Raw genomic sequence first — 21,599 nt, 5'->3', positions numbered from 1 at the left:
GCCGTCCAACCCCAGAATCAGGAGCCCCGCATGAGCGACATCCCGCAGGAGCGCCGCGTCGTCACCGCCATCCCCGGTCCGAAGTCGCAGGAGCTGCAGGCCCGCCGTACCGCCGTGGTCGCCGGTGGCGTGGGCTCCGTGCTGCCCGTCTTCGCGGCGCGCGCCGGCGGCGGCATCATCGAGGACGTCGACGGCAACCGTCTGATCGACTTCGGCTCCGGCATCGCCGTGACCTCCGTCGGCGCCTCCGCCGAGGCCGTGGTGCGCCGCGCCTCCGCGCAGCTGGCGGACTTCACCCACACCTGTTTCATGGTCACGCCGTACGAGGGCTACGTCGCCGTCGCCGAGGCGCTCGCCGAGCTCACGCCGGGTGACCACGAGAAGAAGTCGGCGCTGTTCAACTCCGGCGCCGAGGCCGTCGAGAACGCCGTCAAGATCGCCCGCGCGCACACCAAGCGCCAGGCCGTCGTCGTCTTCGACCACGGCTACCACGGCCGCACCAACCTCACGATGGCGCTGACGGCGAAGAACATGCCGTACAAGCACGGCTTCGGCCCGTTCGCGCCCGAGGTCTACCGCGTCCCGGTCGCCTACGGCTACCGCTGGCCGACCGGCGCCGAGAACGCCGGTCCCGAGGCCGCCAAGCAGGCCATCGACATGATCAACAAGCAGGTCGGCGCCGACAACGTCGCCGCGATCATCATCGAGCCGGTGCTCGGCGAGGGCGGCTTCATCGAGCCGGCCAAGGGCTTCCTGCCCGAGATCGTGAAGTTCGCAAACGACAACGGCATCGTCTTCGTCGCCGACGAGATCCAGTCCGGCTTCTGCCGCACCGGTCAGTGGTTCGCGTGCGAGGACGAGGGCATCGTCCCTGACCTGATCACGACCGCCAAGGGCATCGCCGGTGGCCTGCCGCTCGCCGCGGTCACCGGCCGCGCCGAGATCATGGACGCCGCGCACGCGGGCGGCCTCGGCGGCACCTACGGCGGCAACCCGGTGGCCTGCGCCGGTGCGCTCGGCGCCATCGAGACCATGAAGGAGCTCGACCTCAACGCCAAGGCGAAGGCGATCGAGTCGACGATGAAGGCCCGCCTCGCGGCCATGGCCGAGAAGTTCGACATCATCGGCGACATCCGCGGCCGCGGCGCGATGATCGCCATCGAGCTGGTCAAGGACCGTACGACCAAGGAGCCGAACCCGGAGGCCACCGCGGCCCTCGCCAAGGCCTGCCACGCGGAGGGGCTGCTCGTCCTCACCTGCGGCACGTACGGCAACGTCCTGCGCTTCCTGCCGCCGCTGGTCATCGGCGACGACCTGCTGAACGAGGGCCTGGACATCATCGAGGGCGCCTTCGCCCGCGTCTGATCCAGCCGCGTCCGATCGGCCGGACACGCCTCGGGGCGGGCTCCGCAACGGCGGAACCCGCCCTGACGTGTGTGGACCCCGCGCGGTGAGGGAGACGTGACCTGGGGTGACCGTCGGGGCGTGTGAAGAAGGTGTGCGGGCCCCATGTCGGGATGCCGTTCCGGCTGTCCGCCCGCAACCACCTGCCGTACGGTTTCTGCAGATGAGAGAAACACCCCGCCCACAGGGGACTGTGGGCGACACCACGGCGGAGCCTCCCCAGCCCCGCCCTGGTCGTGCCCTGGTGCACGCACCCGGAGCTCTTGGCTCCGGAACTCCTCACCGATCGGATCGCCGCTCGCCCCAAACCCCCCGGGGCGCGCGGCACCCCGATCAGTTCGGCCGCCTCGGAACCACCCCCCCTGTTCCGGGGCGGCCGACCCTTTCCCTCTCCCTGTGCGCGCTCTTCCTCGCGCTCCTCACCTGGCAGGTCGCCGTCGACGGCCCGCTGCGCCGTGCCGACGAACGGCTCGGCCGCGCCCTGGCGGGCAGCCGCATCCCGGACCGCGCCGCGGAGTTCCTCGCCGACCTCGGCAACATCACGGTCGCCGTGCCGGTGCTCGCCGCCGTCCTCGCGTACGTGGCCTGGCGCGGCCGCCGCGCCGACGCGTTCCGCTGGTGGCTGCCCCCGCTGGCCGCCGCCGTGACGATGGCCCTGGTCCCGGCCCTGATCGCCCCGTTCAAGGCAGCCGTCGCCCGCCCCGGCCCACCGGGCATGACAGGCGACGGCTTCTACCCCTCGGGCCACGCGGCGACGGCGGCGGTGGCGTACGGCGCGGCGGTCCTGCTCCTGCTGCCGCTCCTGCGGGGCGCGTACGGCCGCCGCGAACTGTCCATCGGCTGCGCCCTGTTGACCATCGCGATCGGCTTCGGCCTGGTCCGCCGCGGCTACCACTGGCCCCTGGACGTGCTGGCCTCGTGGCTGCTGTGCGGGATGCTGCTGCAGGTCATGGTGCTGGTGATCGCGCGGTACGGTCGGGGGCCGACCGGGGAGCAGCGCTAGCGCGAGGGAGAGACATGGCCGAGGCGCCTGAGCGGGTGGCCGTCACGTTCGAAGGGCGCGACTACGCGCTCACCCCCTCGCCCGGCGAGGTGATCCTGCCGGCGCACGGCCGCAAGATCCACCACGATCCCGCCTGCACGCACCTCACCGACAGCGGCCAACTGCCTCGATTCCCCGACCCCGAGCGGGTGTTGTGGCGCCGCCTCATCGACTCGGCGCCGTCGGACGACATCGAGGGGCGGGCCGCGTTCGCCCGGTCCATCGGTCTTCTCGGCGGCTCGGGCAGGGCGGTCACCGGCGTCTGCAGCTGCGTCCTCGGACCGGTGTCGCCCACCCAGGCGCAGGCCATGCGCCCCTGGCCGCTCGCCGACGCGCTCGCCGCCTTCGACCGGACGCGCCACGAGGAGACGCTGCGCACACGGGACGAGCAGGCCCGGCTGGTCCGCGAGGCCTTTCCCTGGGAGGAGTGGCCCGCGCTGCCCCTGGAGCGGTACGCGCTCGGTCAGGGCGACAGCGGCAGGACCCAGCCGTACTGCTATCTGGTCGAGTTCGGCAGCGACGCGCTGGGCAGCATCGCGGGCGGCTCCGCGCGCAAGCACCTCATCTACGGGAAGGGCCGGGACACCGGCTGGTGGCACGACTCCCGCTACGCCGGGCCCGAAGAGGCCTGGGAGAGCGTGCGCGCCGGGATCGTCGCGGCCGTCACGGCCGCCCGCGAGGGCCGCCTCGCCGACATCGACACCATCGACGCGGTCCGCTCGGGCCCCGCCCTCGTCGGCAAGACCCTGCGGATCTACGCCCCCGAGTCCGCTCTCCCCGTCTACGGGACGGGCTGGGTCCGGCACTTCATGGAGCGGCTCACCGGCGAACCCGTCCCCAAGCTGGAGGGGTTCGCGCTGCGGGCCAGGCTGAAGGACGTCGTCGACGCCGACGAGCGCTTCGCCGGGTGGCCCTACGACCTCGTGGTGCTCTTCCTGGAGTGGTGGGCCAACCCCCGCCGGGTCCAGCAGATCGTGAAGATCGCCCCCGGTCACGACGCGCACCTGTGGGACGAGTGCCGCGCGGGCGGCTACATCGCGGTCGGCTGGGACGAGGTGGCCGACCTCAGGTCGTACGCGGACAAGGACGAGTTCCTCGCCGCCTTCACGGCGGCGCACTCCGCGACGTACAACGGCAACAAGTCGAAGATCAGCGCCAAGGCCAACGAGGTCTGGAAGCTGCAGAGCCTGCGCCCCGGCGATCTCGTCGTCGCCAACAAGGGCACCAGCCAGGTCCTCGGTGTCGGCCGCGTCACGGGTGAGGGCTACCAGTGGCGCGAATCCCGCGCCGACCACCGCCACACGGTGAGCGTCGACTGGGACGAGAGCTACGCCACGCGGCTCGACGAACCGGAGCGCGCCTGGGCGACGGTCACCGTCAAGGACGTCTCCGGCGTGCTGTGGAACAGGATCCAGCGCGCCAAGTCGTCGCCGCGCCGGGCCGGTTCCGACGAGCCGGACGTCACCGCCGAGGCCGATGCCGTCACCGCCCGGCCCCTCGACCCCGACCTGACCCGCATCGCCGAGGCCCTCCAACGCCGGGGCCAGGCCGTTCTGTTCGGTCCTCCGGGCACCGGAAAGACCTATGCCGCGCTGCGCTTCGCGGTGCGCTGGCTCGGCGAGCTGTCGGGCGGCGTGCCGGGCACGGACGCGTACGCCGACCCGGGCACGAGGGCGTTCGGCGAGACGCTCGACGCGCTCACCGCGGCCGGGCGGCTGACCGTCGTGACCTTCCATCCGAGCTACGGGTACGAGGACTTCGTCGAGGGCTTCCGGCCGGTGAGGAGCGGGACGGGCGGCGGGCTCCAGCTGGATCTGACCGCAGGCGTCTTCAAGCGGGTGTGCGAGGCCGCCGACGCCGACCGCGACCACCCCTACCTCGTCGTGGTGGACGAGCTGAACCGCGGCAACCTTCCCAAGATCTTCGGCGAGTTGGTGACCCTCCTGGAGAAGGACAAGCGCGGCCGCGCGGTGACGCTTCCGCTCAGCCAGGAGCCGTTCCGCATCCCGCCGAACGTCTTCCTGATCGGCACCATGAACACCGCCGACCGTTCGATCCGCACCCTGGACGCGGCGATCCGGCGCCGCTTCGCCTTCCTGGAGCTGCTGCCCGACTCCTCGCCCCTGCAGGGCTGCCACGTAGAGGAGCTGCACCTCGCCGACCTGCTCGACTCGCTCAACCAGCGCATCAGGACGCTCCTCGACCGCGAGAAGCAGATCGGGCACGCCTTCTTCCTGCCGAACGGCGCGCCCGTCGACTCTGCCGCCGAGCTCGCGGGAATCATCCGCGGCGAGATCCTGCCGCTCCTCCAGGAGTACGCCTACGACGACTACACCCTCCTCGCCGCCTTCCTCGGCGAGGACCTGGTGGACGCCGACACGCACACCCTCAAGGACCTCACGGACGAGGGCCTGGTCACCGCCCTCTACACCGAACTGCAGGTCAACGGCGGGGGTGAGTAGCGTGCCCCGCAACGCCGCGCCGCCGAGACCGGTGGTGACGCTCCGGGAGTACGAGAACACCGTCGCCGAGGGGATCCGGCTCAGCGGGGCCGACCGCCGCCTGTGCGCGGCGGGACCGCTCATGGACCGCGTCCGCGTGCGGGAACTGGTCGGCGACCGGCTGGAGTTGACCGCCGCCCAGTACGTCGGCGTCGTCCAGCTCGACTCCTGCGAGATCCGCGTCCGGCCCAAGTACCTGGGCGAGGGCCTCGACGTGCTGCGCATGCTCGCGTACGCCTCCGACGGGACCTGCCCGCGGCTCGACGCGCGTCGCACGCTCGCCCAAGGCGCCCCGAACCTCCGCGACCTGGTGGCCCTTCTCGTCACCGAGCACTGCGAACGGCTGCTCGCGCACGGGGTGCGCCGTGACTACGTGACGCTCGACGACGACCTGCCCGCACTGCGCGGCCGCCTCCTGGCCGACCGCCAGGTCCTGCGTCACCACGGCCGGTTGGACCGCCTCGCCTGCCGCTTCGACGAGCACGACGGCGACATCGTCGACAACCGCGTCTGCGCGGCCGCGACCGACCTCGCGGCCCGCACCGCCCGCTCCCCCGCCGTGCGGGCCAGGGCACGGCGTGCCGCGGCGCGGTTCGCGCAGTTCGCGCCGACCCCGCTCGGCGATCCGCGCACGGCGCTCGCACGGCTCGACTACCACCGGCACAACGAGCACTACCGTTCCGCCCATCGCTGGGCGGCGCTGCTGCTCACCGGCGGCGGTGTCGCGGACCTCTTCGCGCTCGGCCCGCTCGCGTCGCGGGCGTTCCTCGTCGACATGAACACCCTCTTCGAGTCGTTCGCGACACGGCTGCTCAAGGACGCCTCGGCGGGCTCGGGCTGCGTCGTCCGCGAGCAGTCGCGCGAGCGGGGCGTGCTCCTCGACGAGCTGACGGAGCTGCCCTACAGCGAGGTGCGGCCCGACGTACTGATCTGCGGCAGCCGCCCGGACGGCACCGGCTTCCGGCTGCCCGTCGACGTCAAGTACAAGCTGTACGGCAGCGCGAAGAAGCTCGCCGCCGCCGATCTGTACCAGGCCTTCCTGTACGCCCATGCCCTCGCCCGGCAGCCGGACGGCGAGAGCGCGACCTGTGTGCTGCTGCATCCGGGAGGGGCGGCGGCGCCGCGGGCCAGTGTCGCGGTGCGGCGCGGGGACGGGAGCACGTCGGCGCGGGTGCGGTCGGTGCCGGTCGACCTGCCGCCGCTGCTCGACGCGCTCGGCGGGCCCGGGCGGCGCGAGGCCCTGGCGCGGCTGTGGGGCCAGGTCCGCGCCTGACCCCACACGGGCGGTGCCTTCGGCGGCGTCAGCCGAAGTACGCGTCGAAGTTCTTCGAGAACTCCCCGTTGTTGAAGCGGTCCCAGTTGATGGACCACGTCATCAGGCCGCGCAGGTCCGGCCAGGTGCCGTGGGTCTGGTACGAGCCGCAGTTCGTCTTCTTCGTCAGGCAGTCCAGGGCCTTGTTGACCTCCGTCGTGGGGACGTGGCCGTTGCCCGCGTTGACCGAGGCGGGCATGCCGATCGCGACCTTCTGCGGGGGCAGGGGCGGGAAGACGTTGTTCTTGTCGCCCGCCACGGGGAAGCCGGTGAGCAGCATGTCCGTCATCGCTATGTGGAAGTCCGCGCCGCCCATCGAGTGGTACTGGTTGTCCAGGCCCATGATCGGGCCGGAGTTGTAGTCCTGGACGTGCAGCAGCGTGAGGTCGTCGCGCAGGGCGTGGATGACGGGGAGGTAGGCGCCGGCGCGCGGGTCCTGGCCGCCCCATGGGCCGGTGCCGTAGTACTGGTAGCCCAGCTGCACGAAGAAGGTCTCCGGGGCCATCGTGAGCGTGAAGCCGCTGCCGTACTTGGCCTTGAGGGTCTTCACCGCCGCGATGAGGTTCACGATCGACGGGGTCTTCGGGTGCTTGAAGTCCGTGTCGTCCTTGTTCAGCGACAGGGAGTGGCCCTCGAAGTCGATGTCCAGGCCGTCGAGTCCGTACTCGTCGATGATCGCGGAGACGGACCTCACGAAGGTGTCGCGGGCCTGGGTCGTGGTCAGTTGGACCTGGCCGTTCTGGCCGCCGATCGAGATCAGGACCTTCTTGCCCGCCGCCTGCTTGGCCTTGATCGCGGCCTTGAACTCGTCCTTGGTCTCGACGTTGGGGCACTCGGTCTTCGGGCAGAGGCCGAACCGGATGTCGCCCGAGGTCGCGGAGGTCGGTTCGCCGAAGGCGAGGTCGATGATGTCCCAGCTGTCGGGGGTGTCCGCGAGGCGGGTGTAGCCGGAGCCGTTGGCGAAGCTGGTGTGCAGATAGCCGACGAGGGCGTGGTCGGCGGGGGCCTGCGGCGCGGCGTCGGCCGCCGTCCGAGCGGTCGCCGAAGTCACCGCGGGCGCGGTGAGCGCGAGGGCCGCGGCCACGGCAAGGGTCGTACGTCTGATGCGGCGTGTCAGCGAGCGGTCCACAACTGCCTCCGGGCATGGGGGGATTGGAGGGTGGCGCGCGCCCAACTTGGTCCAGACCAATTAAGTTGTCAAGGGTTCACGCGGCTCACGCCTCCCCTTCGCCCTGGGCGTCGTGCGCGTCCCGTGCCAGGCCCGCCGCCGCCTCGTGCATCGCGAGTTCGAGCAGCGCCGGATCCGTCAGCGTGCCGGAGCCGTCCGGCGGGATGAGCCAGCGCACGCCGCCGGTGGCCCGGCCCGGGTAGGGCACGACGATCCAGGTGCCGCGGCCCGCGCCGCGCACCCCCGTGCCGAGCCAGCGGGCGACCGTGCCCGCCGGCACGAAGAACCCCATGCGCGAGTCCCCGAAGTCGGCGAGGACGGGTCCGGGGCGGTCGATGCAGCGGGTCAGCACGTCGAGCGTGGGATATCCGAGCTCGCCGGGCAGGATCAGCACGTCCCAGCGCCGCCCGGCCGGCAGGAGCGCGACCCCGAGCGGATTGCGCTCCCACTCCCAGCGGCAGGCGTCCGGATCCGGCGCCACCGACACGAGCCACTCGACCGCCGACTTCGCCCCTGAGCCACCCGAGACAGTCATGGCGGGACCTCCCTTTCCTGTGCAACATCCGTGCGTGTCACAGGAGAGAGAGGTCCTTGGGCCGAGCATTACGCGGGTTCGGCTACTTGTTGGTAGTGAAGCGGCTCACAGCGGTTCCGAGGGTGTGCGCCGGTTCACGTGCGTACGTCGGTTCACGTGCGTACGTCGATTCAGCTGTCGAAGCCCAGGCCCAGCTTGTCCATCGTCTTGAGCCACAGGTTCCGCTTGCCGCCGTTGGCGTCGGACCTGGCCAGCGACCACTTCGTCAGCGCGACACCGGTCCAGGCGAACGGCTCGGGCGGGAACGGCAGCGGCTTCGTCCGCACCATCTCCAGACTCGTACGCTCCGTGCGCTCGCCGGAGAGCAGGTCCAGCATGACGTCGGCGCCGAACCGGGTGGCCCCGACGCCGAGGCCCGTGTAGCCCGCGGCGTACGCGACGCGGCCCTTGTGGGCCGTGCCGAAGAACGCCGAGAAGCGCGAGCACGTGTCGATCGCGCCTCCCCACGCGTGCGTGAAGCGCACCCCCTCCAACTGCGGGAAACAGGTGAAGAAGTGGCCCGCGAGCCTCGCGTACGTCTCGGGACGGTCGTCGTACTCCGCGCGCACCTTCCCGCCGAACGGATAGATCGCGTCGTAACCGCCCCACAGGATGCGGTTGTCGGCCGAGAGCCGGAAGTAGTGGAACTGGTTGGCGCTGTCGCCGAGCCCCTGGCGGTTCCTCCAGCCGATCGACGCCAGCTGGTCCTCGCTCAGCGGCTCCGTCATGAGTGCGTAGTCGTAGACCGGCACGGTGTACGAGCGGATGCGCTTGACCAGCGAGGGGAAGACGTTGGTGGCGAGCGCGACCTGGCGGGCGAAGACCCTGCCGTACGGCGTGCGGATCGCCATCCCCGCGCCCGCGGAGGCCAGTTGGAGGGCGGGCGTGTGCTCGTAGACGCGTACGCCCTTCTCCAGACAGACCCGCTTCAGGCCCCACGCGAGCTTCGCCGGGTGCAGCATGGCGACGCCCTCGCGGTCCCACAGGCCGCCGAGGAAGGTCGGCGAGTCGACCTGCTCGCGCAGCGCGTCCGCGTCGAGCAGCTCGGCGCCGCCCGCGAGGCCGTGCTCCGCCATCTCCTCGTACATCTCGCGGAGTTCGGCCAGCTGGTGCGGCTCGGTGGCCACGTCGATCTCGCCGGTGCGCTCGAAGTCGCAGTCGATGGCGTAGCGCCTGACAGCCGCCTCGATCTCGTCGAGGTTGCGGGCGCCGAGCTCCTCCAGCTTCTCGATCTCACCGGGCCAGCGGGACAGGCCGTTGGAGATGCCGTGGGTGAGGGACGCGGCGCAGAAGCCGCCGTTGCGGCCCGAGGCGGCCCAGCCCGCCTCGCGGCCCTCGACCAGGACCACCTCGCGGCGCGGGTCGCGCTCCTTGGCGATGAGCGCGGTCCACAGTCCGCTGTACCCGCCGCCGACGACGAGGAGGTCGCACCGGTCGTCGCCGGTCAGGGCGGGCTCGGGGGCGGGCCTGCCGGGGTCGTCCAGCCAGTACGAGACCGGCTGGGCGTCGGAGAGAGACTTGGTCCAACGGGTCATGGCGCTTGGGGCCATGATTTCCACTCCTTCAGGAACAGTAGAAGCGCTATTGCGCTTGCTTGTTGCGGCGCTTGCCGATGAACATTCCAGCGAGCACGAGCAGTACGGCCACGAGGAACATCGCCGTACCGATCACATTGATCTGAACGGGCGTGCCCCGCTGCGCGGATCCCCAGACGAACATGGGGAAGGTCACGGTCGAGCCCGCGTTGAAATTCGTGATGATGAAGTCGTCGAAGGAGAGCGCGAAGGCGAGCAGCGCGCCCGCCGCGATGCCGGGTGCGGCGATCGGCAGTGTGACCCTCAGGAATGTCTGCACGGGACCTGCGTAAAGGTCCTGCGCGGCCTGTTCCAGGCGGGGGTCCATCGACATGACGCGCGCCTTGACGGCGGTCACCACGAAGCTGAGACAGAACATGATGTGGGCGATCAGGACCGTCCAGAAGCCGAGCTGCGCGCCCATGTTGAGGAAGAGCGTGAGCAGCGAGGCGGCCATGACGACCTCGGGCATCGCCATCGGCAGGAAGATCAGCGAGTTCACGGCGCCGCGCGCCCTGAAGCGGTAGCGCACGAGCGCGAAGGCGATCATCGTGCCGAGCACGGTCGCGCCGATCGTCGCCCAGGCGGCGATCTGCAGGCTCAGCGAGAGCGACCCGCACATGTCGGCGACGCCGCACGGGTCCTTCCACGCGTCGAGCGAGAACTCCTGCCAGGAGTAATTGAAGCGCCCCTTCGGCTTGTTGAAGGAGAAGACCGTCACGATCACGTTCGGCAGGAGGAGATAGGCGAGCGTGCAGAGGCCCGCCATGACGACGAGATTGCGCCGCAGCCAACGGAAGAAGGTGGCCATCAGACGAGATCCTCCGTCCCCGACTTGCGGATGTAGAAGGTCACCATGAACAGAATGGCGGCCATGAGGATGAAGGACAGCGCCGCGGCCGTCGGGTAGTCCAGAATGCGCAGGAACTGCGTCTGGATGACGTTTCCGACCATGCGGGTGTCGGTCGAGCCGAGCAGGTCCGCGTTCACGTAGTCGCCCGCCGCGGGGATGAAGGTGAGCAGCGTCCCGGAGACGACGCCGGGCATCGAGAGCGGGAAGGTCACCTTGCGGAAGGTCGTGGACGGCTTGGCGTAGAGGTCGCCCGCGGCCTCGTGGAGCCGCCCGTCGATCCGCTCCAGCGAGGTGTAGAGCGGCAGGATCATGAACGGCAGGAAGTTGTACGTGAGTCCGCAGATCACCGCGAGCGGTGTGGCGAGGACCCGGTCGCCCGCCGTGATCCCCAGCCAGCTGGTGACGTCCAGGACGTGCAGCGAGTTGAGGGCGCCCACGACGGGTCCGCCGTCCGCGAGGATCGTCTTCCACGCCAGCGTACGGATGAGGAAGCTGGTGAAGAACGGCGCGATGACCAGGACGAGGATGACGTTGCGCCAGCGCCCCGCGCGGAACGCGATCAGATACGCGAGCGGATAGCCGAGCAGCAGACACAGGACCGTGGCGGCGCCCGCGTAGAGCACCGAGCGCAGGAACTGCGGCCAGTAGTCGGCGAGCGCGTCCCAGTAGGTGGCGAAGTGCCAGGTGACCTCGAAGCCCTCTTCGAGCGACCCCGTCTGCACGGAGGTCGAGGCCTGGTAGACCAGCGGCAGCGCGAAGAAGACGACGAGCCAGAGGATGCCGGGGAGCAGCAGCCAGTAAGGGACGAGGCGGCCGCGCCTGCGGACCTTGCGCGGCGGCGCGGCCTCGGGGGCGGGCAGCGGTTTCGGGGACGGCGGTGGTGGTGGTGCGTCGGTCACGGTCGTCATGCTCAGGCGTCCTCCTCGACCTTCTCGACGCCCGCATCGGCGTCCTGGGCCGCGTCGAGGCCGAAGGTGTGCGCCGGATTCCAGTGCAGGACGACCTCGGCACCCGGGGTGAGGCGGCCGTCGCGCTCGATGTTCTGCGCGTACACCTCGAAGGAGTCGCAGACCGGGCTGTCGACGACGTACTGCGTGGAGACGCCGATGAAACTGCTGTCGGCGATGCGGCCCGTGATGCGGTTGCGGCCCTCGGGGATCTGCCCCGCGTCGTCGGCGTGCGTGAGGGAGATCTTCTCCGGGCGTACGCCGAGCAGGACCCTGCCGCCGGTCGTGGTGGGGGCGGTACATCGTGCCGCGGGCAGCGTGAGCTTGCAGTCGCCGGCCTTGAGGACGAGGTCGTCGCCGCTCTTCGCGCTGATCTCGGCCTCTATGAAGTTCGAGGTGCCGAGGAAGTTGGCGACGAAGGTGGTGCGCGGGTTCTCGTAGAGGTCGGCGGGGGCGCCGAGTTGCTCGACGCGGCCGCCGTTCATCACGGCCACGGTGTCGGCCATCGTCATGGCCTCCTCCTGGTCGTGCGTGACGTGCACGAAGGTGATGCCGACCTCGGTCTGGATGCGCTTGAGCTCCAGCTGCATCTGGCGGCGCAGCTTCAGGTCGAGGGCGCCGAGGGGCTCGTCGAGCAGGAGCACCTTGGGGTGGTTGATCAGCGCGCGGGCGACGGCGACGCGCTGCTGCTGGCCGCCGGAGAGCTGGTGCGGCTTCTTGCGGGCCTGTTCGCCGAGCTGGACGAGGTCGAGCATCTCGCCGACCTGCTTCTTCACGGACTTGATGCCGCGCCGGCGCAGGCCGAAGGCGACGTTCTCGAAGATGTCCAGGTGCGGGAAGAGCGCGTACGACTGGAAGACGGTGTTCACCGGCCGCTTGTACGGGGGCAGGGACGTGACGTCCTGGTCGCCGAGGCGGACCGTGCCGGAGCTGGGCTCCTCGAGCCCCGCGATCATGCGGAGCGTGGTGGTCTTGCCGCAGCCGGACGCCCCGAGCAGCGCGAAGAACGAGCCCTGCGGCACGGTGAGGTCGAGCGGATGCACGGCGGTGAAGGAGCCGTACGTCTTGCTGATCCCGTTGAGGCGAACGTCGCCGCCGGGTTCTTGGGCAGAGGTCATGGTGGGGTCCAGAGGGAGTCGAGGGGTACAGAGGCGCCCCTGGAAGGGGCGCGGGGAACTGCGCGACCAGCCGCGGACGGCCCGCAGATTCAAACAGCCACAGCCCGGCCCTACGCCCCGGTGAGCTTGGCGAACTTCTCTTCGTAGGCCGTCTCTTCCTTCGGGGAAAGAGAGCGGAACGCCCGGGACTTCGCCTTCATCTCCTTGTCGGGAATGATCAGCGGATTCGACGCGGCGTCCTTGTCGATCTTCGCGAGCGCTTCCTGGACCCCGTCCACCGGGCACACGTAGTTGATGTACGCCGCCAGGCGGGCCGCCGGCTCCGGCTCGTAGTAGTAGTCGATGAGCCGCTCGGCGTTGCGCTTGTGGCGTGCCTTGTTCGGGACGAGCAGGTTGTCCGTCGACGTGATGTAGCCCTGGTCCGGGATGTGGAAGCCGACGTCGGGGTTGTCGGCCTGGAGCTGCACGATGTCGCCGGCCCAGCCGATGCAGGCGGCGATGTCGCCCTTGTCGAGGTCCGAGGTGTAGTCGTTGCCGGTGAAGCGGCGGATCTGCTTCTTGTCCACGGCCTTCTGGAGGCGGGCGATCGCCGCGTCGAAGTCGTCGTCGGTGAAGTCCGCCGGGTCCTTGCCCATGTCGATGAGCGTCATGCCGACGGTGTCGCGCATCTCGGAGAGGAATCCGACGCGCCCCTTCAGCTTCGGGTCGTCGAGCAGCTGCGATACAGAGGTGATCTCCTTCCCTCCGGTCGCCTTCTTGTTGTACGCGATGACGGTGGAGATGCCCGTCCAGGGGTACGAGTAGGCCCGGCCCGGGTCCCAGTCGGGGTCGCGGAACTGGGTGGAGAGACGGGCGTACGCATGGGGCAGGTTGGCCGGGTCCAGTTTCTGGACCCACCCGAAGCGGATGAGCCTGGCCGCCAGCCAGTCGGTGACGCAGATGAGGTCGCGTCCGGTCTCGTCGCCCTGCGCGAGCTGCGGCTTGATCTTCCCGAAGAACTCGACGTTGTCGTTGATGTCCTCGGTGTACTTGACCGTGATCCCGGTGCGCTTCGTGAACGCCTCCAGGGTCGGCCGCCGGTTCTTGTCCTTCTCGTCGACGTCCATGTACTCGGTCCAGTTGGAGAAGGCGATCCTCTTCTCCTGCGCCGAGTGGTCGTCCGACGAGACCTCGCCCTGGCCCTTGCCCGCCGCGGGGATCCCGCAGGCGGTCAGCGCCCCGAGTCCACCGACGGCGAGCGCGCCGCCGGTCGAGGCACGCAGCAGGGAACGGCGGGTCAGGGAGCCCCTGCCGTTCCTCAGGCTGCGGTGCATGGCGGCCAGTTGGGCCGGGGACAGGGGGTCCCTCCCTGCTCGAACGGAGTCGAGAGCTTGGGGGATGTCGGGCTCGTACTGCTCCATGCGCGTGGTTGCCCTTTCGGGAGGAAGGCGGCCGCCGGTCGTGCGGCCTGGTGGTTATCGGTCCCCGAAGATCGTGCGGTGCCAGTCCTTGCGGACCACCGCGGTGTTGTCGAACATGACGTGCTTGACCTGGGTGTACTCCTCAAACGAGTACGCGGACATGTCCTTGCCGTAGCCGGACGCCTTGTAGCCGCCGTGCGGCATCTCGCTGAGGATCGGAATGTGGTCGTTGACCCACACGCACCCGGCCTTGATCTCGCGCGTCGCGCGGTTGGCGCGGAACACGTCGCGGCTCCAGGCGGACGCGGCGAGGCCGTAGGGGGTGTCGTTGGCGAGCCGGATGCCCTCGTCGTCGCTGTCGAAGGGCAGCACCACGAGGACCGGGCCGAAGATCTCGGACTGCACGATCTCGCTGTCCTGCGCGGCGTCCGTGATCAGCGTGGGCTGGTAGTACGCGCCGGGGTGGTCGAGCGCCTCGCCGCCGGTGACCACGCGCGCGTAGGAGCGGGCCCGGTCGACGAAACCGGCGACGCGGTCGCGGTGCACGTGCGAGATGAGCGGCCCCATGTCGGTGCTCGGGTCGAACGGGTCACCGAGCCGCACGGTCCGCATCAGGTCGGCGACGCCCGCCACGAAGGCGTCGTACAGGGGGCGTTGGACGTACGCGCGCGTGGCGGCGGTGCAGTCCTGTCCCGAGTTGATGAGCGCTCCGGCGACCGCGCCGTGCACGGCGGCGTCGAGGTCGGCGTCGTCGAAGACCACGAAGGGCGCCTTGCCGCCGAGCTCCAGGTGGAGGCGCTTGACGGTGGCGGTGGCGATCTCGGCGACGCGCTTGCCGACGCCGGTGGAGCCGGTGAAGGAGGTCATGGCGACGTCGGGGTGGCCGACGAGGTGCTCACCGGCGTCCTTGCCGGCCCCCGTGACGATGTTGACGACACCGTCGGGGATGCCGGCCTCGGTGGCGGCCCGCGCGAAGAGGAGCGAGGTGAAGGGGGTGAGCTCGGCGGGCTTGAGGACGATGGTGTTGCCCGCCGCGATGGCGGGCAACACCTTCCAGGCGGCCATCTGGAGCGGGTAGTTCCAGGGCGCGATGGACCCGACGACACCGATCGGCTCACGGCGTACGTACGAGGTGTGGTCCCCGGTGTACTCCCCCGCCGACTGGCCCTGCAGGTGCCGGGCCGCGCCCGCGAAGAAGGCGGTGTTGTCGACGGTGCCGGGGACGTCGAACTCGCGGCTCAGCTTGATCGGCTTGCCGCACTGCAGCGACTCGGCCTGCGCGAACTCCTCGGCGCGTTCGGCCAGGACGGCCGCGAAGCGGTGCATGGCGTCGGAGCGCTCGCCGGGGGTGGCGCCCGCCCAGCCGGGGAACGCCTCGGCGGCCGCGGCGACGGCGGCGTCGACGTCGTCGCTTCCGGCCAGTTCGTACGTGTGGACCTCGTCGCCGGTGGCGGGGTCGACGACCGCGTGGGTCCGGCCCGAGGTTCCCTTGGTCAGTCGCCCGGCGATGTACTGCGCGCCGTCCGCGAAGTGGTCCTGCGCCTGGAAGTTGTGCATGACGCTCTCCTCCGCCGCTCTCCCCGTGCGGCGGGGGTCGGCGTAGCTCCAGATCGATTTGAGTGCCGATCCTGACAGAGCAGTGGTAGTCCAACAAGTGATTCCGTAGTTGCCTTTTGGTTACGCGACGGAATCTGTCGACCAGGTGTCGAGTCGTCCTGGAAAACCCCGGACGGAATGTCAGTGGTGCGTGCCAGACTCGCGTGCATGACGGAGATCGACTCGGTTGGCTCGGTCCGCTCGGTGGAGGCGCTGGTCGGCGCGGTGCGGGCGGGGAAACCGGTCAAGTACCTGCACTTCTGGGGGCACACGCCGCGGCGGGACGGCACGCTGGGGGCGAGCTGCCTCAGCCAGTGGTGGCCTTCCCCCTTCACGGTGGACGGCGTGGCGTACGCGACGGCGGAGCACTGGATGATGGCGGCCAAGGCCCGCCTCTTCGGCGACGCGGAGGCCGAGCGCGCGGTCCTCGCGGCGCGGACCCCGGCCGAGGCGAAGAACGCGGGACGGCTGGTGCGGGGCTTCGACGAGGCGGTGTGGGAGCGGGAGCGGTTCAAGATCGTGGTCGCGGGCAGCGTCCACAAGTTCGCGTCGGACGCGGGCCTGCGGGAGTTCCTGCTGGGGACGGGGCGGCGGGTCCTGGTCGAGGCGAGTCCGCTGGACCGGGTGTGGGGCGTGGGCCTCGCGGCGGACGACCCCCGCGTCGAGGACCCGGAGAAGTGGCGGGGGCCGAACCTGCTGGGCTTCGCGCTGATGGAGGCGCGGGGGGTCCTGGCGGGGGCGGCTTGAGCAGTGCGGGAGGCGACCTCCTGGGCCGCCGCTGCGCGGCGGAAGCCTTTCCGTCACCCGCCCCTCCGCCTCGCGTCCAGCAGGACCGCAGGGGACGAGGCCTCACGAGGCCTTCGGCCCGCGGAGCACCTCAGCGGCCAGGCCCACCTGGCCCGCCCGGGTCTCCGGGTCCCCCTGGCGGCGGTCTAGGACGGCCGCCCCACCACCAGCGTCGTCGAGAAGCCCGGGTCGCCCTGTGTGGTCCCCGCGTCCGTGTCCTCGTCCGGGACCACCAGCAGGAGCACGACCACCGCGGCGCCCAGCGCGATGCCGACCGCGCCGCAGATGATTCCGGCCAGGGCCTGGCCGCCGTTCGTCGCCTCGCCACGGCGCGCCTTGCCGCGCCCCACCGCGCCGAAGATGATCGCGAGGATGCCGAGGACGATCGCCAGCGGCCACAGGCAGAAGCCGGCCGCCGCGATGATCCCGAGGACGAGTCCGGCCACGCCCATGCCGTTCGCGGGCGCCATCGGCAGGGCGGGCCAGCCGTAGCCGGGCGCGCCATGGCCTGGGTAGCCCGCGTATCCCGGATGTCCCGGGTAGCCGGGATACCCCGGGTATCCGGGCTGCCCCGGATACCCACCGGCCTGTCCCTGGTACCCGCCGGGTTGCCCCGGGTACCCGTACGGCATCTGCCCCGGCCCGTCCGGCGACAGCGGAGGCGGCGGCACGGGCTCGCCGGGCGCCGCGAAGGGGTTGCCGTCAGCCGACGGCACGGGCGGCGGCGTCCCCGCATCCGGCATCGACGTGACGGTCCACTGGTCGTGCGCCGCGGGCCCCGGCGCACCGGGCGCACCCGGAGCTCCGGGCCCCGCGGTACCCCACGGCCCGACAGACCCGCCGGAACCGGAACCCTCCGGCCCCACCGGCGGAGCCCACGGACCGGCGCCCCGCTTGTCCAGGCTCACCGCGTCCTCCGGCGGCGGAGCCCACGGGTCCCGTTCCTCCGGAAGGTCCGGTGCGTCCGCGTCCCGCGCGGCATCGTCCTCGGGCTTGGCGGACATGACGGGTCACCTCTTTCGTACGTTCCGTCATGCTACGGCCCCCGCTTTCCCGGCGCCGACCGCCGCCTACGATGATCCCGACCCACCGATCAGCCGATCAAGCCCGTTCCTGGGGAGGAAACCGTGACCGAGCAGCAGAACGCCGCGGCGACAGCCGGAGACCCGCACGCCTTCATCGCCGGACTGCCCAAGGCGGAACTGCACGTGCACCACGTCGGCTCGGCCTCCCCCCGCATCGTCTCCGAGCTGGCGGCCCGGCACCCCGACTCCGCGGTGCCGACCGACCCCGAGGCGCTGGCCGATTACTTCACGTTCACGGACTTCGCGCACTTCATCCAGGTCTACCTCTCCGTCGTGGACCTGATCCGCACCCCGGACGACGTCCGCCTCCTCACCTACGAGGTGGCCCGCGACATGGCCCGGCAGAACGTCCGCTACGCCGAGCTGACCATCACCCCGTACTCCTCCGTGCGCCGCGGCATCGACGACCGCGCCTTCATGGACGCCATCGAGGACGCCCGCAAGGCCGCCGAGGACGAGTTCGGCACCGTACTGCGCTGGTGCTTCGACATCCCCGGCGAGGCCGGGCTCGTGTCGGCCGAGGAGACGCTCCGGCTCGCCACCACCGACAAGCTGCGCCCCGAGGGCCTGGTCTCCTTCGGCCTCGGCGGGCCCGAGATCGGCGTGCCGCGCCCGCAGTTCAAGCCCTACTTCGACCAGGCGATCGCCGCGGGCCTGCACTCGGTCCCGCACGCCGGCGAGACCACGGGCCCCGAGACCGTCTGGGACGCCCTCACCCACCTCGGCGCCGAGCGCATCGGCCACGGCACCACCTCCGCGCAGGACCCGAAGCTGCTCGCCCACCTCGCCGAGCACCGCATCCCGCTGGAGGTCTGCCCGACCTCGAACATCGCGACCCGCGCCGTGCGCACCCTCGACGAGCACCCGATCAGGCAGTTCGTCGAGGCCGGGGTGGTCGTGACGGTCAACTCCGACGACCCTCCGATGTTCGGCACCGACCTCAACAACGAGTACGCGGTCGCGGCCCGCCTCCTCGGCCTCGACGAGCGCGGCATCGCCGCCCTCGCCAAGAACGCCGTCGAGGCCTCCTTCCTGGACCGGGCGGGCAAGGACCGCATCGCCGCCGAGATCGACACGTACACGGAGACCTGGCTCGCCCCGTAAGGGCGGCACCACAATGGGCCCATGCGCACCGTGACTGCAGTGGCCCACCGAGGCGATCCCTACCGCGTCCGCGAGAACACGATCCCGTCCCTGCGCTCCGCGCTCGAACAGGGCGCGGACGCGGTGGAGATCGACGTCCGACTGAGCCGTGACGGCGTGCCCGTCCTGCTCCACGACGCGACGCTCAAGCGCCTGTGGGGGTACGAACGTCCGCTCACCGCCCTCTCCACCGCCGAGCTCGACGGCCTCACCGAGGGCGGCGTACCGACCCTCGAAGCGGCCCTGAAGGCCACCGACGGGCACCGCGTCATGGTCGATCTGCCGGACGCGACGCCCGAGTCGGTGCGCACGGTCCTCGGGGCCGTCGCGGACTGCGGGGCGGCCGAGCGCGCGTACTACTGCGCGGGCGCGCGGACGACGCTCGCGGTGCGCGCCGTGGACCCCGCCGCGGAGATCGCCCTGACCTGGACGAGCCTTGCGCCGCCGCGCCGCGCCCTGCTCGACGCGGTCAAGCCGCGCTGGCTCAACTACCGCTTCCCCCTGATCGACCGCGAACTCGCCTTCCAGGTGCACCGCGAGGGGTTCCTGATCTCCGTCTGGACCCCGGACACCCGGCGCTCGATGCGCCGGCTGCTGGACGCGGGCGTCGACTCGATCACCACCAACCGCGTCGACGTCCTGGCGGAGCTGCGCGCTCCCGCCCCGCCCCCGCGCGACGGCTGAGAGACGGCGATGACACCCGAGCCCGACCACGACTGGCGGACCGGCGAGCGCCTGATCCGCATCGCCGAGAACGCCGTCGACGACGTCCTGACCTTCGTCCCGTTCCGCGGCCTGCCCCCTGGTTCAAGTGGCGCCGGCTCGTGACCACGGTCCGCGACACGCTGGACGGCTGGCGCCTGAGCGCGGTGGACATGGCGGAGGAGGCGTGGAAGAAGGCGCCCCGGCGCCGCTGACGCACCGCAGGCGGTGGGTGAACAGCCCACCTACACTCGGGACATGGTCGATCACCGCACCGTGGACGTGGCAGACATGCGGCTCGCCTGCCGGGTGTCCGGACCACCGCAGGGACCGCCGCTCGTCCTTCTGCACTCGATGGGGGAGCACGCCGGCACGTGGGACGCGGTGGCGCCCCTGCTGGCACGGCACCATCGTGTGTACGCCTTCGATCTGCGCGGACACGGGCGGAGCGACTGGCCGGGGACGTACTCGCTGGAGCTGATGAAGGACGACGTACTCGCGTCCCTGGACGCGCTGGGGCTCGGCAGGATCGATCTGATCGGGCACTCGATGGGCGGCATCGTGGCCTACCTGCTCGCGCAGGAACGGCCCGGGCAGGTGGACCGGCTCGTCCTGGAGGAGGCTCCCCTCCCCCTCCCCCGCGAGCCCTTCCCCGCGACCCGGCCGGAAGGCGAGCTGGACTTCGACTGGGATCTGGTGGGCGCCGTCAGGAGCCAGATCGACACGCCCGATCCGCGGTGGCTCGACGGGCTGGGGCTGATCACGGCCAGGACCCTCGTCGTGGCGGGCGGCCCGGACAGCCATGTGCCCCAGGAAGGACTGGCCGAGCTCGCCCGGCGCATTCCTGACGGGCGTCTGGTCGCCTTCCCGGTGGGGCACCTGGTCCACGAGGCCGTGCCGGAGGCGTTCGTCCGGGCCGTGGAGGAGTTCCTGGCGGAGAGCTCCGGGGGGCCTTCAACGGCCGCCCGCTGAGAGGATCTTCAGTCGGCCGAACGCCAACAGCCCCTGGTCACCGCCTTCGTAGCCGTATCCGCTGGCCGCGCGGCCGCCCAGGGGGGCGTCCGGTGCCGCACCCGCCGCGCAGTTGAGGGAGACGCTGCCCGCGTCGAGAGCGCGGACGAGGCGCTCCGTGCGCCGCGGATCACCGAAGACGTAGGCGGACAGGGCGTACTCGGTGCTGTTCGCCAGGGCGACGGCGGTGTCCTCGTCGTCGTACGCGAGCACGGGGGCGATCGGCCCGAACGGTTCCTCGGCCAGGACACGGGCGTCCCACGGCACGTCCGTGAGGACGGTGGCCGGATAGTAGTGACCGGACCCCTCAGGGACCGTCCCGCCGAGCCGCACCCGGGCTCCCCCGCGCACAGCGTCGAGCACGAGGGCGTGGATCCGCTCGCGCTGACGGGCGTTGTTGAGAGGGCCCATCGTGCCCGGCGCGCCCGAGGGAGACCGCTGGTCGTCGCGGAGAGGGGCGTGCTCGACGAGCTTCTCGACGAACGCGTCATGGACCCTGCGGTCCACGAGGAACCGGCTCGGTGCGCCGCAGCTCTGTCCGGTCGAACCGAACTTCGCCGGGGCCAGGGCCGCCACGGCGGCATCCAGGTCGGCGTCCGCGGTGACCACGGCCGGGGCGTGGCCGCCGAGTTCCAGGACGCACGGGGTGAGCGTGGCCGCGGCGGAGGCGGCGACCAGCCTGCCGACCCGGGTGGATCCGGTGAAGGTGACCGTGGCGAACTCCGGGCGCCGCACGAGGGCGTCCGACACCGAAGGGCTCGCGTGGACGAACCGGACGGTGCCCGGGGGCAGCCCGGCGGCGGTGGCGGCCCGGTCGAACGCGGCGGCCACGGCGGGGGTCTCGTCGGGCGCCTTGACGACGACGGGGCACCCCATGGCCAGGGCCGGGCCGACCTTCCGGGCGAGGACGACCGCGGGGAAGTTCCACGGGACGATCGCGAGGACCGGGCCGCCGGGCTCGACGGTCACGGTGCGCCGCGCTCCCCCGCGCTCGGCCAGCGGGGACGCGGCGGTCACCTCCTGCGCCGCCGTGGCGCTCCAGCGCAGCATCTCGACGGCGCGGGCCAGCTCGGCGGCGGCCTCGTCCCGCGTCTTCCCGTGCTCCCTGCTGAACACGGGAGCCAGGTCGTCGATGTCCTTCTCCAGGTGGCGGGCCATGTCCAGGACGAGGGCGCACCGCTCGGCCAGCGGGGTCATCGCCCACCCGGGGAACGCCTCGGCGGCGGCGCGTGCCACGTCGTCGACACCGGTGAGCGGCATCAGGGGCACCTCGCCGAGGTGCTCTCCGGTTCTGGGGTCGGTCAGCGCAACCGGGCCCGCCGTCTCGGGCCGAACAGCTTCCATGGGTCATCCACTCTCTCGGTGCGGCAACTGCCGTGCGGG

Annotated in this window: 17 protein-coding genes and 2 pseudogenes; 9 read left to right on the top strand and 10 right to left on the bottom strand. The window is 71.2% G+C overall.

Going from position 1 to position 21,599, the window contains the following annotated elements; genetic code table 11:
- Positions 1–30: 30 nt before the first annotated feature.
- From gabT to ACZ4D5_RS36570, 4 genes are all read left to right on the top strand, one after another.
- On the top strand, positions 31–1,365 hold the full coding sequence (gene gabT / locus ACZ4D5_RS36585; RefSeq protein WP_467776784.1) for a 4-aminobutyrate--2-oxoglutarate transaminase: 1,335 nt from the start codon (positions 31–33) through the stop codon (positions 1,363–1,365).
- 283 nt (positions 1,366–1,648) lie between these two features.
- Complete coding sequence (locus tag ACZ4D5_RS36580) at positions 1,649–2,407, top strand: phosphatase PAP2 family protein (RefSeq protein WP_467776783.1); 759 nt, start codon at positions 1,649–1,651, stop codon at positions 2,405–2,407.
- 14 nt (positions 2,408–2,421) lie between these two features.
- Positions 2,422–4,908, top strand: coding sequence for an AAA family ATPase (locus tag ACZ4D5_RS36575; protein WP_467776782.1), 2,487 nt, complete (start codon positions 2,422–2,424; stop codon positions 4,906–4,908).
- A 1-nt stretch (position 4,909) separates the two neighbouring features.
- Positions 4,910–6,220, top strand: coding sequence for an McrC family protein (locus tag ACZ4D5_RS36570; RefSeq protein WP_467776781.1), 1,311 nt, complete (start codon positions 4,910–4,912; stop codon positions 6,218–6,220).
- A 28-nt stretch (positions 6,221–6,248) separates the two neighbouring features.
- Here the strand turns inward: ACZ4D5_RS36570 and ACZ4D5_RS36565 are convergent.
- From ACZ4D5_RS36565 to ACZ4D5_RS36530, 8 genes and pseudogenes are all read right to left on the bottom strand, one after another.
- A pseudogene (locus tag ACZ4D5_RS36565) lies at positions 6,249–7,253 on the bottom strand (chitinase); the annotation flags it as partial.
- Between the two features lie 220 nt (positions 7,254–7,473).
- Complete coding sequence (locus tag ACZ4D5_RS36560) at positions 7,474–7,962, bottom strand: hypothetical protein (protein ID WP_467776780.1); 489 nt, start codon at positions 7,960–7,962, stop codon at positions 7,474–7,476.
- A gap of 170 nt (positions 7,963–8,132) precedes the next feature.
- Positions 8,133–9,551, bottom strand: coding sequence for an NAD(P)/FAD-dependent oxidoreductase (locus ACZ4D5_RS36555; RefSeq protein ID WP_467776779.1), 1,419 nt, complete (start codon positions 9,549–9,551; stop codon positions 8,133–8,135).
- Between the two features lie 31 nt (positions 9,552–9,582).
- Positions 9,583–10,386, bottom strand: coding sequence for an ABC transporter permease (locus tag ACZ4D5_RS36550; RefSeq protein ID WP_467776778.1), 804 nt, complete (start codon positions 10,384–10,386; stop codon positions 9,583–9,585).
- Positions 10,386–11,336 (bottom strand): ABC transporter permease, encoded by a 951-nt coding sequence (locus ACZ4D5_RS36545; protein ID WP_467776777.1) that lies wholly within the window; start codon positions 11,334–11,336, stop codon positions 10,386–10,388. Before ACZ4D5_RS36545 ends, ACZ4D5_RS36550 begins: the two co-directional genes overlap by 1 nt.
- Positions 11,337–11,338: 2 nt before the next feature.
- Positions 11,339–12,493, bottom strand: a complete 1,155-nt coding sequence (locus ACZ4D5_RS36540) for an ABC transporter ATP-binding protein (RefSeq protein ID WP_467776776.1) — start codon at positions 12,491–12,493, stop codon at positions 11,339–11,341.
- Between the two features lie 110 nt (positions 12,494–12,603).
- On the bottom strand, positions 12,604–13,893 hold the full coding sequence (locus ACZ4D5_RS36535) for a polyamine ABC transporter substrate-binding protein (RefSeq protein WP_467776775.1): 1,290 nt from the start codon (positions 13,891–13,893) through the stop codon (positions 12,604–12,606).
- Positions 13,894–13,947: 54 nt separating this feature from the next.
- Positions 13,948–15,450, bottom strand: coding sequence for a gamma-aminobutyraldehyde dehydrogenase (locus ACZ4D5_RS36530; RefSeq protein WP_467776774.1), 1,503 nt, complete (start codon positions 15,448–15,450; stop codon positions 13,948–13,950).
- A 177-nt stretch (positions 15,451–15,627) separates the two neighbouring features.
- On the opposite strand from ACZ4D5_RS36530, the gene ACZ4D5_RS36525 reads away from it, so the two are divergent.
- Positions 15,628–16,236, top strand: coding sequence for an NADAR family protein (locus ACZ4D5_RS36525; RefSeq protein WP_467776773.1), 609 nt, complete (start codon positions 15,628–15,630; stop codon positions 16,234–16,236).
- Positions 16,237–16,421: 185 nt separating this feature from the next.
- Here ACZ4D5_RS36525 and ACZ4D5_RS36520 read toward each other — a convergent pair whose 3' ends face one another.
- Positions 16,422–17,279, bottom strand: a complete 858-nt coding sequence (locus ACZ4D5_RS36520) for a DUF4190 domain-containing protein (RefSeq protein ID WP_467776772.1) — start codon at positions 17,277–17,279, stop codon at positions 16,422–16,424.
- Here ACZ4D5_RS36520 and ACZ4D5_RS36515 point away from each other — a divergent pair.
- From ACZ4D5_RS36515 to ACZ4D5_RS36500, 4 genes and pseudogenes are all read left to right on the top strand, one after another.
- Positions 17,278–18,464, top strand: a pseudogene (locus ACZ4D5_RS36515) (adenosine deaminase). The gene ACZ4D5_RS36520 and the pseudogene ACZ4D5_RS36515 sit on opposite strands and share 2 nt — an antisense overlap.
- 21 nt (positions 18,465–18,485) lie before the next feature.
- On the top strand, positions 18,486–19,187 hold the full coding sequence (locus tag ACZ4D5_RS36510; RefSeq protein WP_467776771.1) for a glycerophosphodiester phosphodiesterase: 702 nt from the start codon (positions 18,486–18,488) through the stop codon (positions 19,185–19,187).
- 9 nt (positions 19,188–19,196) lie between these two features.
- Positions 19,197–19,331: a hypothetical protein gene (locus ACZ4D5_RS36505; RefSeq protein WP_467776770.1), complete on the top strand. Its 135-nt coding sequence runs from the start codon at positions 19,197–19,199 to the stop codon at positions 19,329–19,331.
- A 132-nt stretch (positions 19,332–19,463) separates the two neighbouring features.
- Positions 19,464–20,177 (top strand): alpha/beta fold hydrolase, encoded by a 714-nt coding sequence (locus ACZ4D5_RS36500; RefSeq protein WP_467776769.1) that lies wholly within the window; start codon positions 19,464–19,466, stop codon positions 20,175–20,177.
- On the opposite strand, the gene ACZ4D5_RS36495 is transcribed toward ACZ4D5_RS36500, so the two are convergent.
- Entirely contained in the window at positions 20,160–21,560 is a 1,401-nt protein-coding gene (locus ACZ4D5_RS36495) for an aldehyde dehydrogenase family protein (protein WP_467776768.1), read from the bottom strand. The two genes, ACZ4D5_RS36500 and ACZ4D5_RS36495, sit on opposite strands and share 18 nt — an antisense overlap.
- Between the last annotated feature and the right edge of the window lie 39 nt (positions 21,561–21,599).

The sequence above is a fragment of the Streptomyces sp. NPDC025651 genome, assembly GCF_055558735.1.
The sequence above is the reverse complement of the archived record's forward strand: the minus strand, read 5'-3'. Positions and strand labels throughout refer to the sequence as shown.

What these genes read in the sequence shown, in the direction of transcription:
- ACZ4D5_RS36510 (WP_467776771.1), top strand. Translation starts at nt 18,486, where the DNA reads ATGCGCACCGTGACTGCAGTGGCCCACCGAGGCGATCCCTACCGCGTC.
- ACZ4D5_RS36545 (WP_467776777.1), bottom strand. Translation starts at nt 11,336, where the DNA reads ATGACGACCGTGACCGACGCACCACCACCACCGCCGTCCCCGAAACCG.
- ACZ4D5_RS36550 (WP_467776778.1), bottom strand. Translation starts at nt 10,386, where the DNA reads ATGGCCACCTTCTTCCGTTGGCTGCGGCGCAATCTCGTCGTCATGGCG.
- ACZ4D5_RS36520 (WP_467776772.1), bottom strand. Translation starts at nt 17,279, where the DNA reads ATGTCCGCCAAGCCCGAGGACGATGCCGCGCGGGACGCGGACGCACCG.
- ACZ4D5_RS36500 (WP_467776769.1), top strand. Translation starts at nt 19,464, where the DNA reads ATGGTCGATCACCGCACCGTGGACGTGGCAGACATGCGGCTCGCCTGC.
- ACZ4D5_RS36575 (WP_467776782.1), top strand. Translation starts at nt 2,422, where the DNA reads ATGGCCGAGGCGCCTGAGCGGGTGGCCGTCACGTTCGAAGGGCGCGAC.
- ACZ4D5_RS36525 (WP_467776773.1), top strand. Translation starts at nt 15,628, where the DNA reads ATGTCAGTGGTGCGTGCCAGACTCGCGTGCATGACGGAGATCGACTCG.
- ACZ4D5_RS36505 (WP_467776770.1), top strand. Translation starts at nt 19,197, where the DNA reads ATGACACCCGAGCCCGACCACGACTGGCGGACCGGCGAGCGCCTGATC.
- ACZ4D5_RS36540 (WP_467776776.1), bottom strand. Translation starts at nt 12,493, where the DNA reads ATGACCTCTGCCCAAGAACCCGGCGGCGACGTTCGCCTCAACGGGATC.
- ACZ4D5_RS36495 (WP_467776768.1), bottom strand. Translation starts at nt 21,560, where the DNA reads ATGGAAGCTGTTCGGCCCGAGACGGCGGGCCCGGTTGCGCTGACCGAC.
- ACZ4D5_RS36530 (WP_467776774.1), bottom strand. Translation starts at nt 15,450, where the DNA reads ATGCACAACTTCCAGGCGCAGGACCACTTCGCGGACGGCGCGCAGTAC.
- gabT (WP_467776784.1), top strand. Translation starts at nt 31, where the DNA reads ATGAGCGACATCCCGCAGGAGCGCCGCGTCGTCACCGCCATCCCCGGT.
- ACZ4D5_RS36560 (WP_467776780.1), bottom strand. Translation starts at nt 7,962, where the DNA reads ATGACTGTCTCGGGTGGCTCAGGGGCGAAGTCGGCGGTCGAGTGGCTC.
- ACZ4D5_RS36535 (WP_467776775.1), bottom strand. Translation starts at nt 13,893, where the DNA reads ATGGAGCAGTACGAGCCCGACATCCCCCAAGCTCTCGACTCCGTTCGA.
- ACZ4D5_RS36555 (WP_467776779.1), bottom strand. Translation starts at nt 9,551, where the DNA reads ATGGCCCCAAGCGCCATGACCCGTTGGACCAAGTCTCTCTCCGACGCC.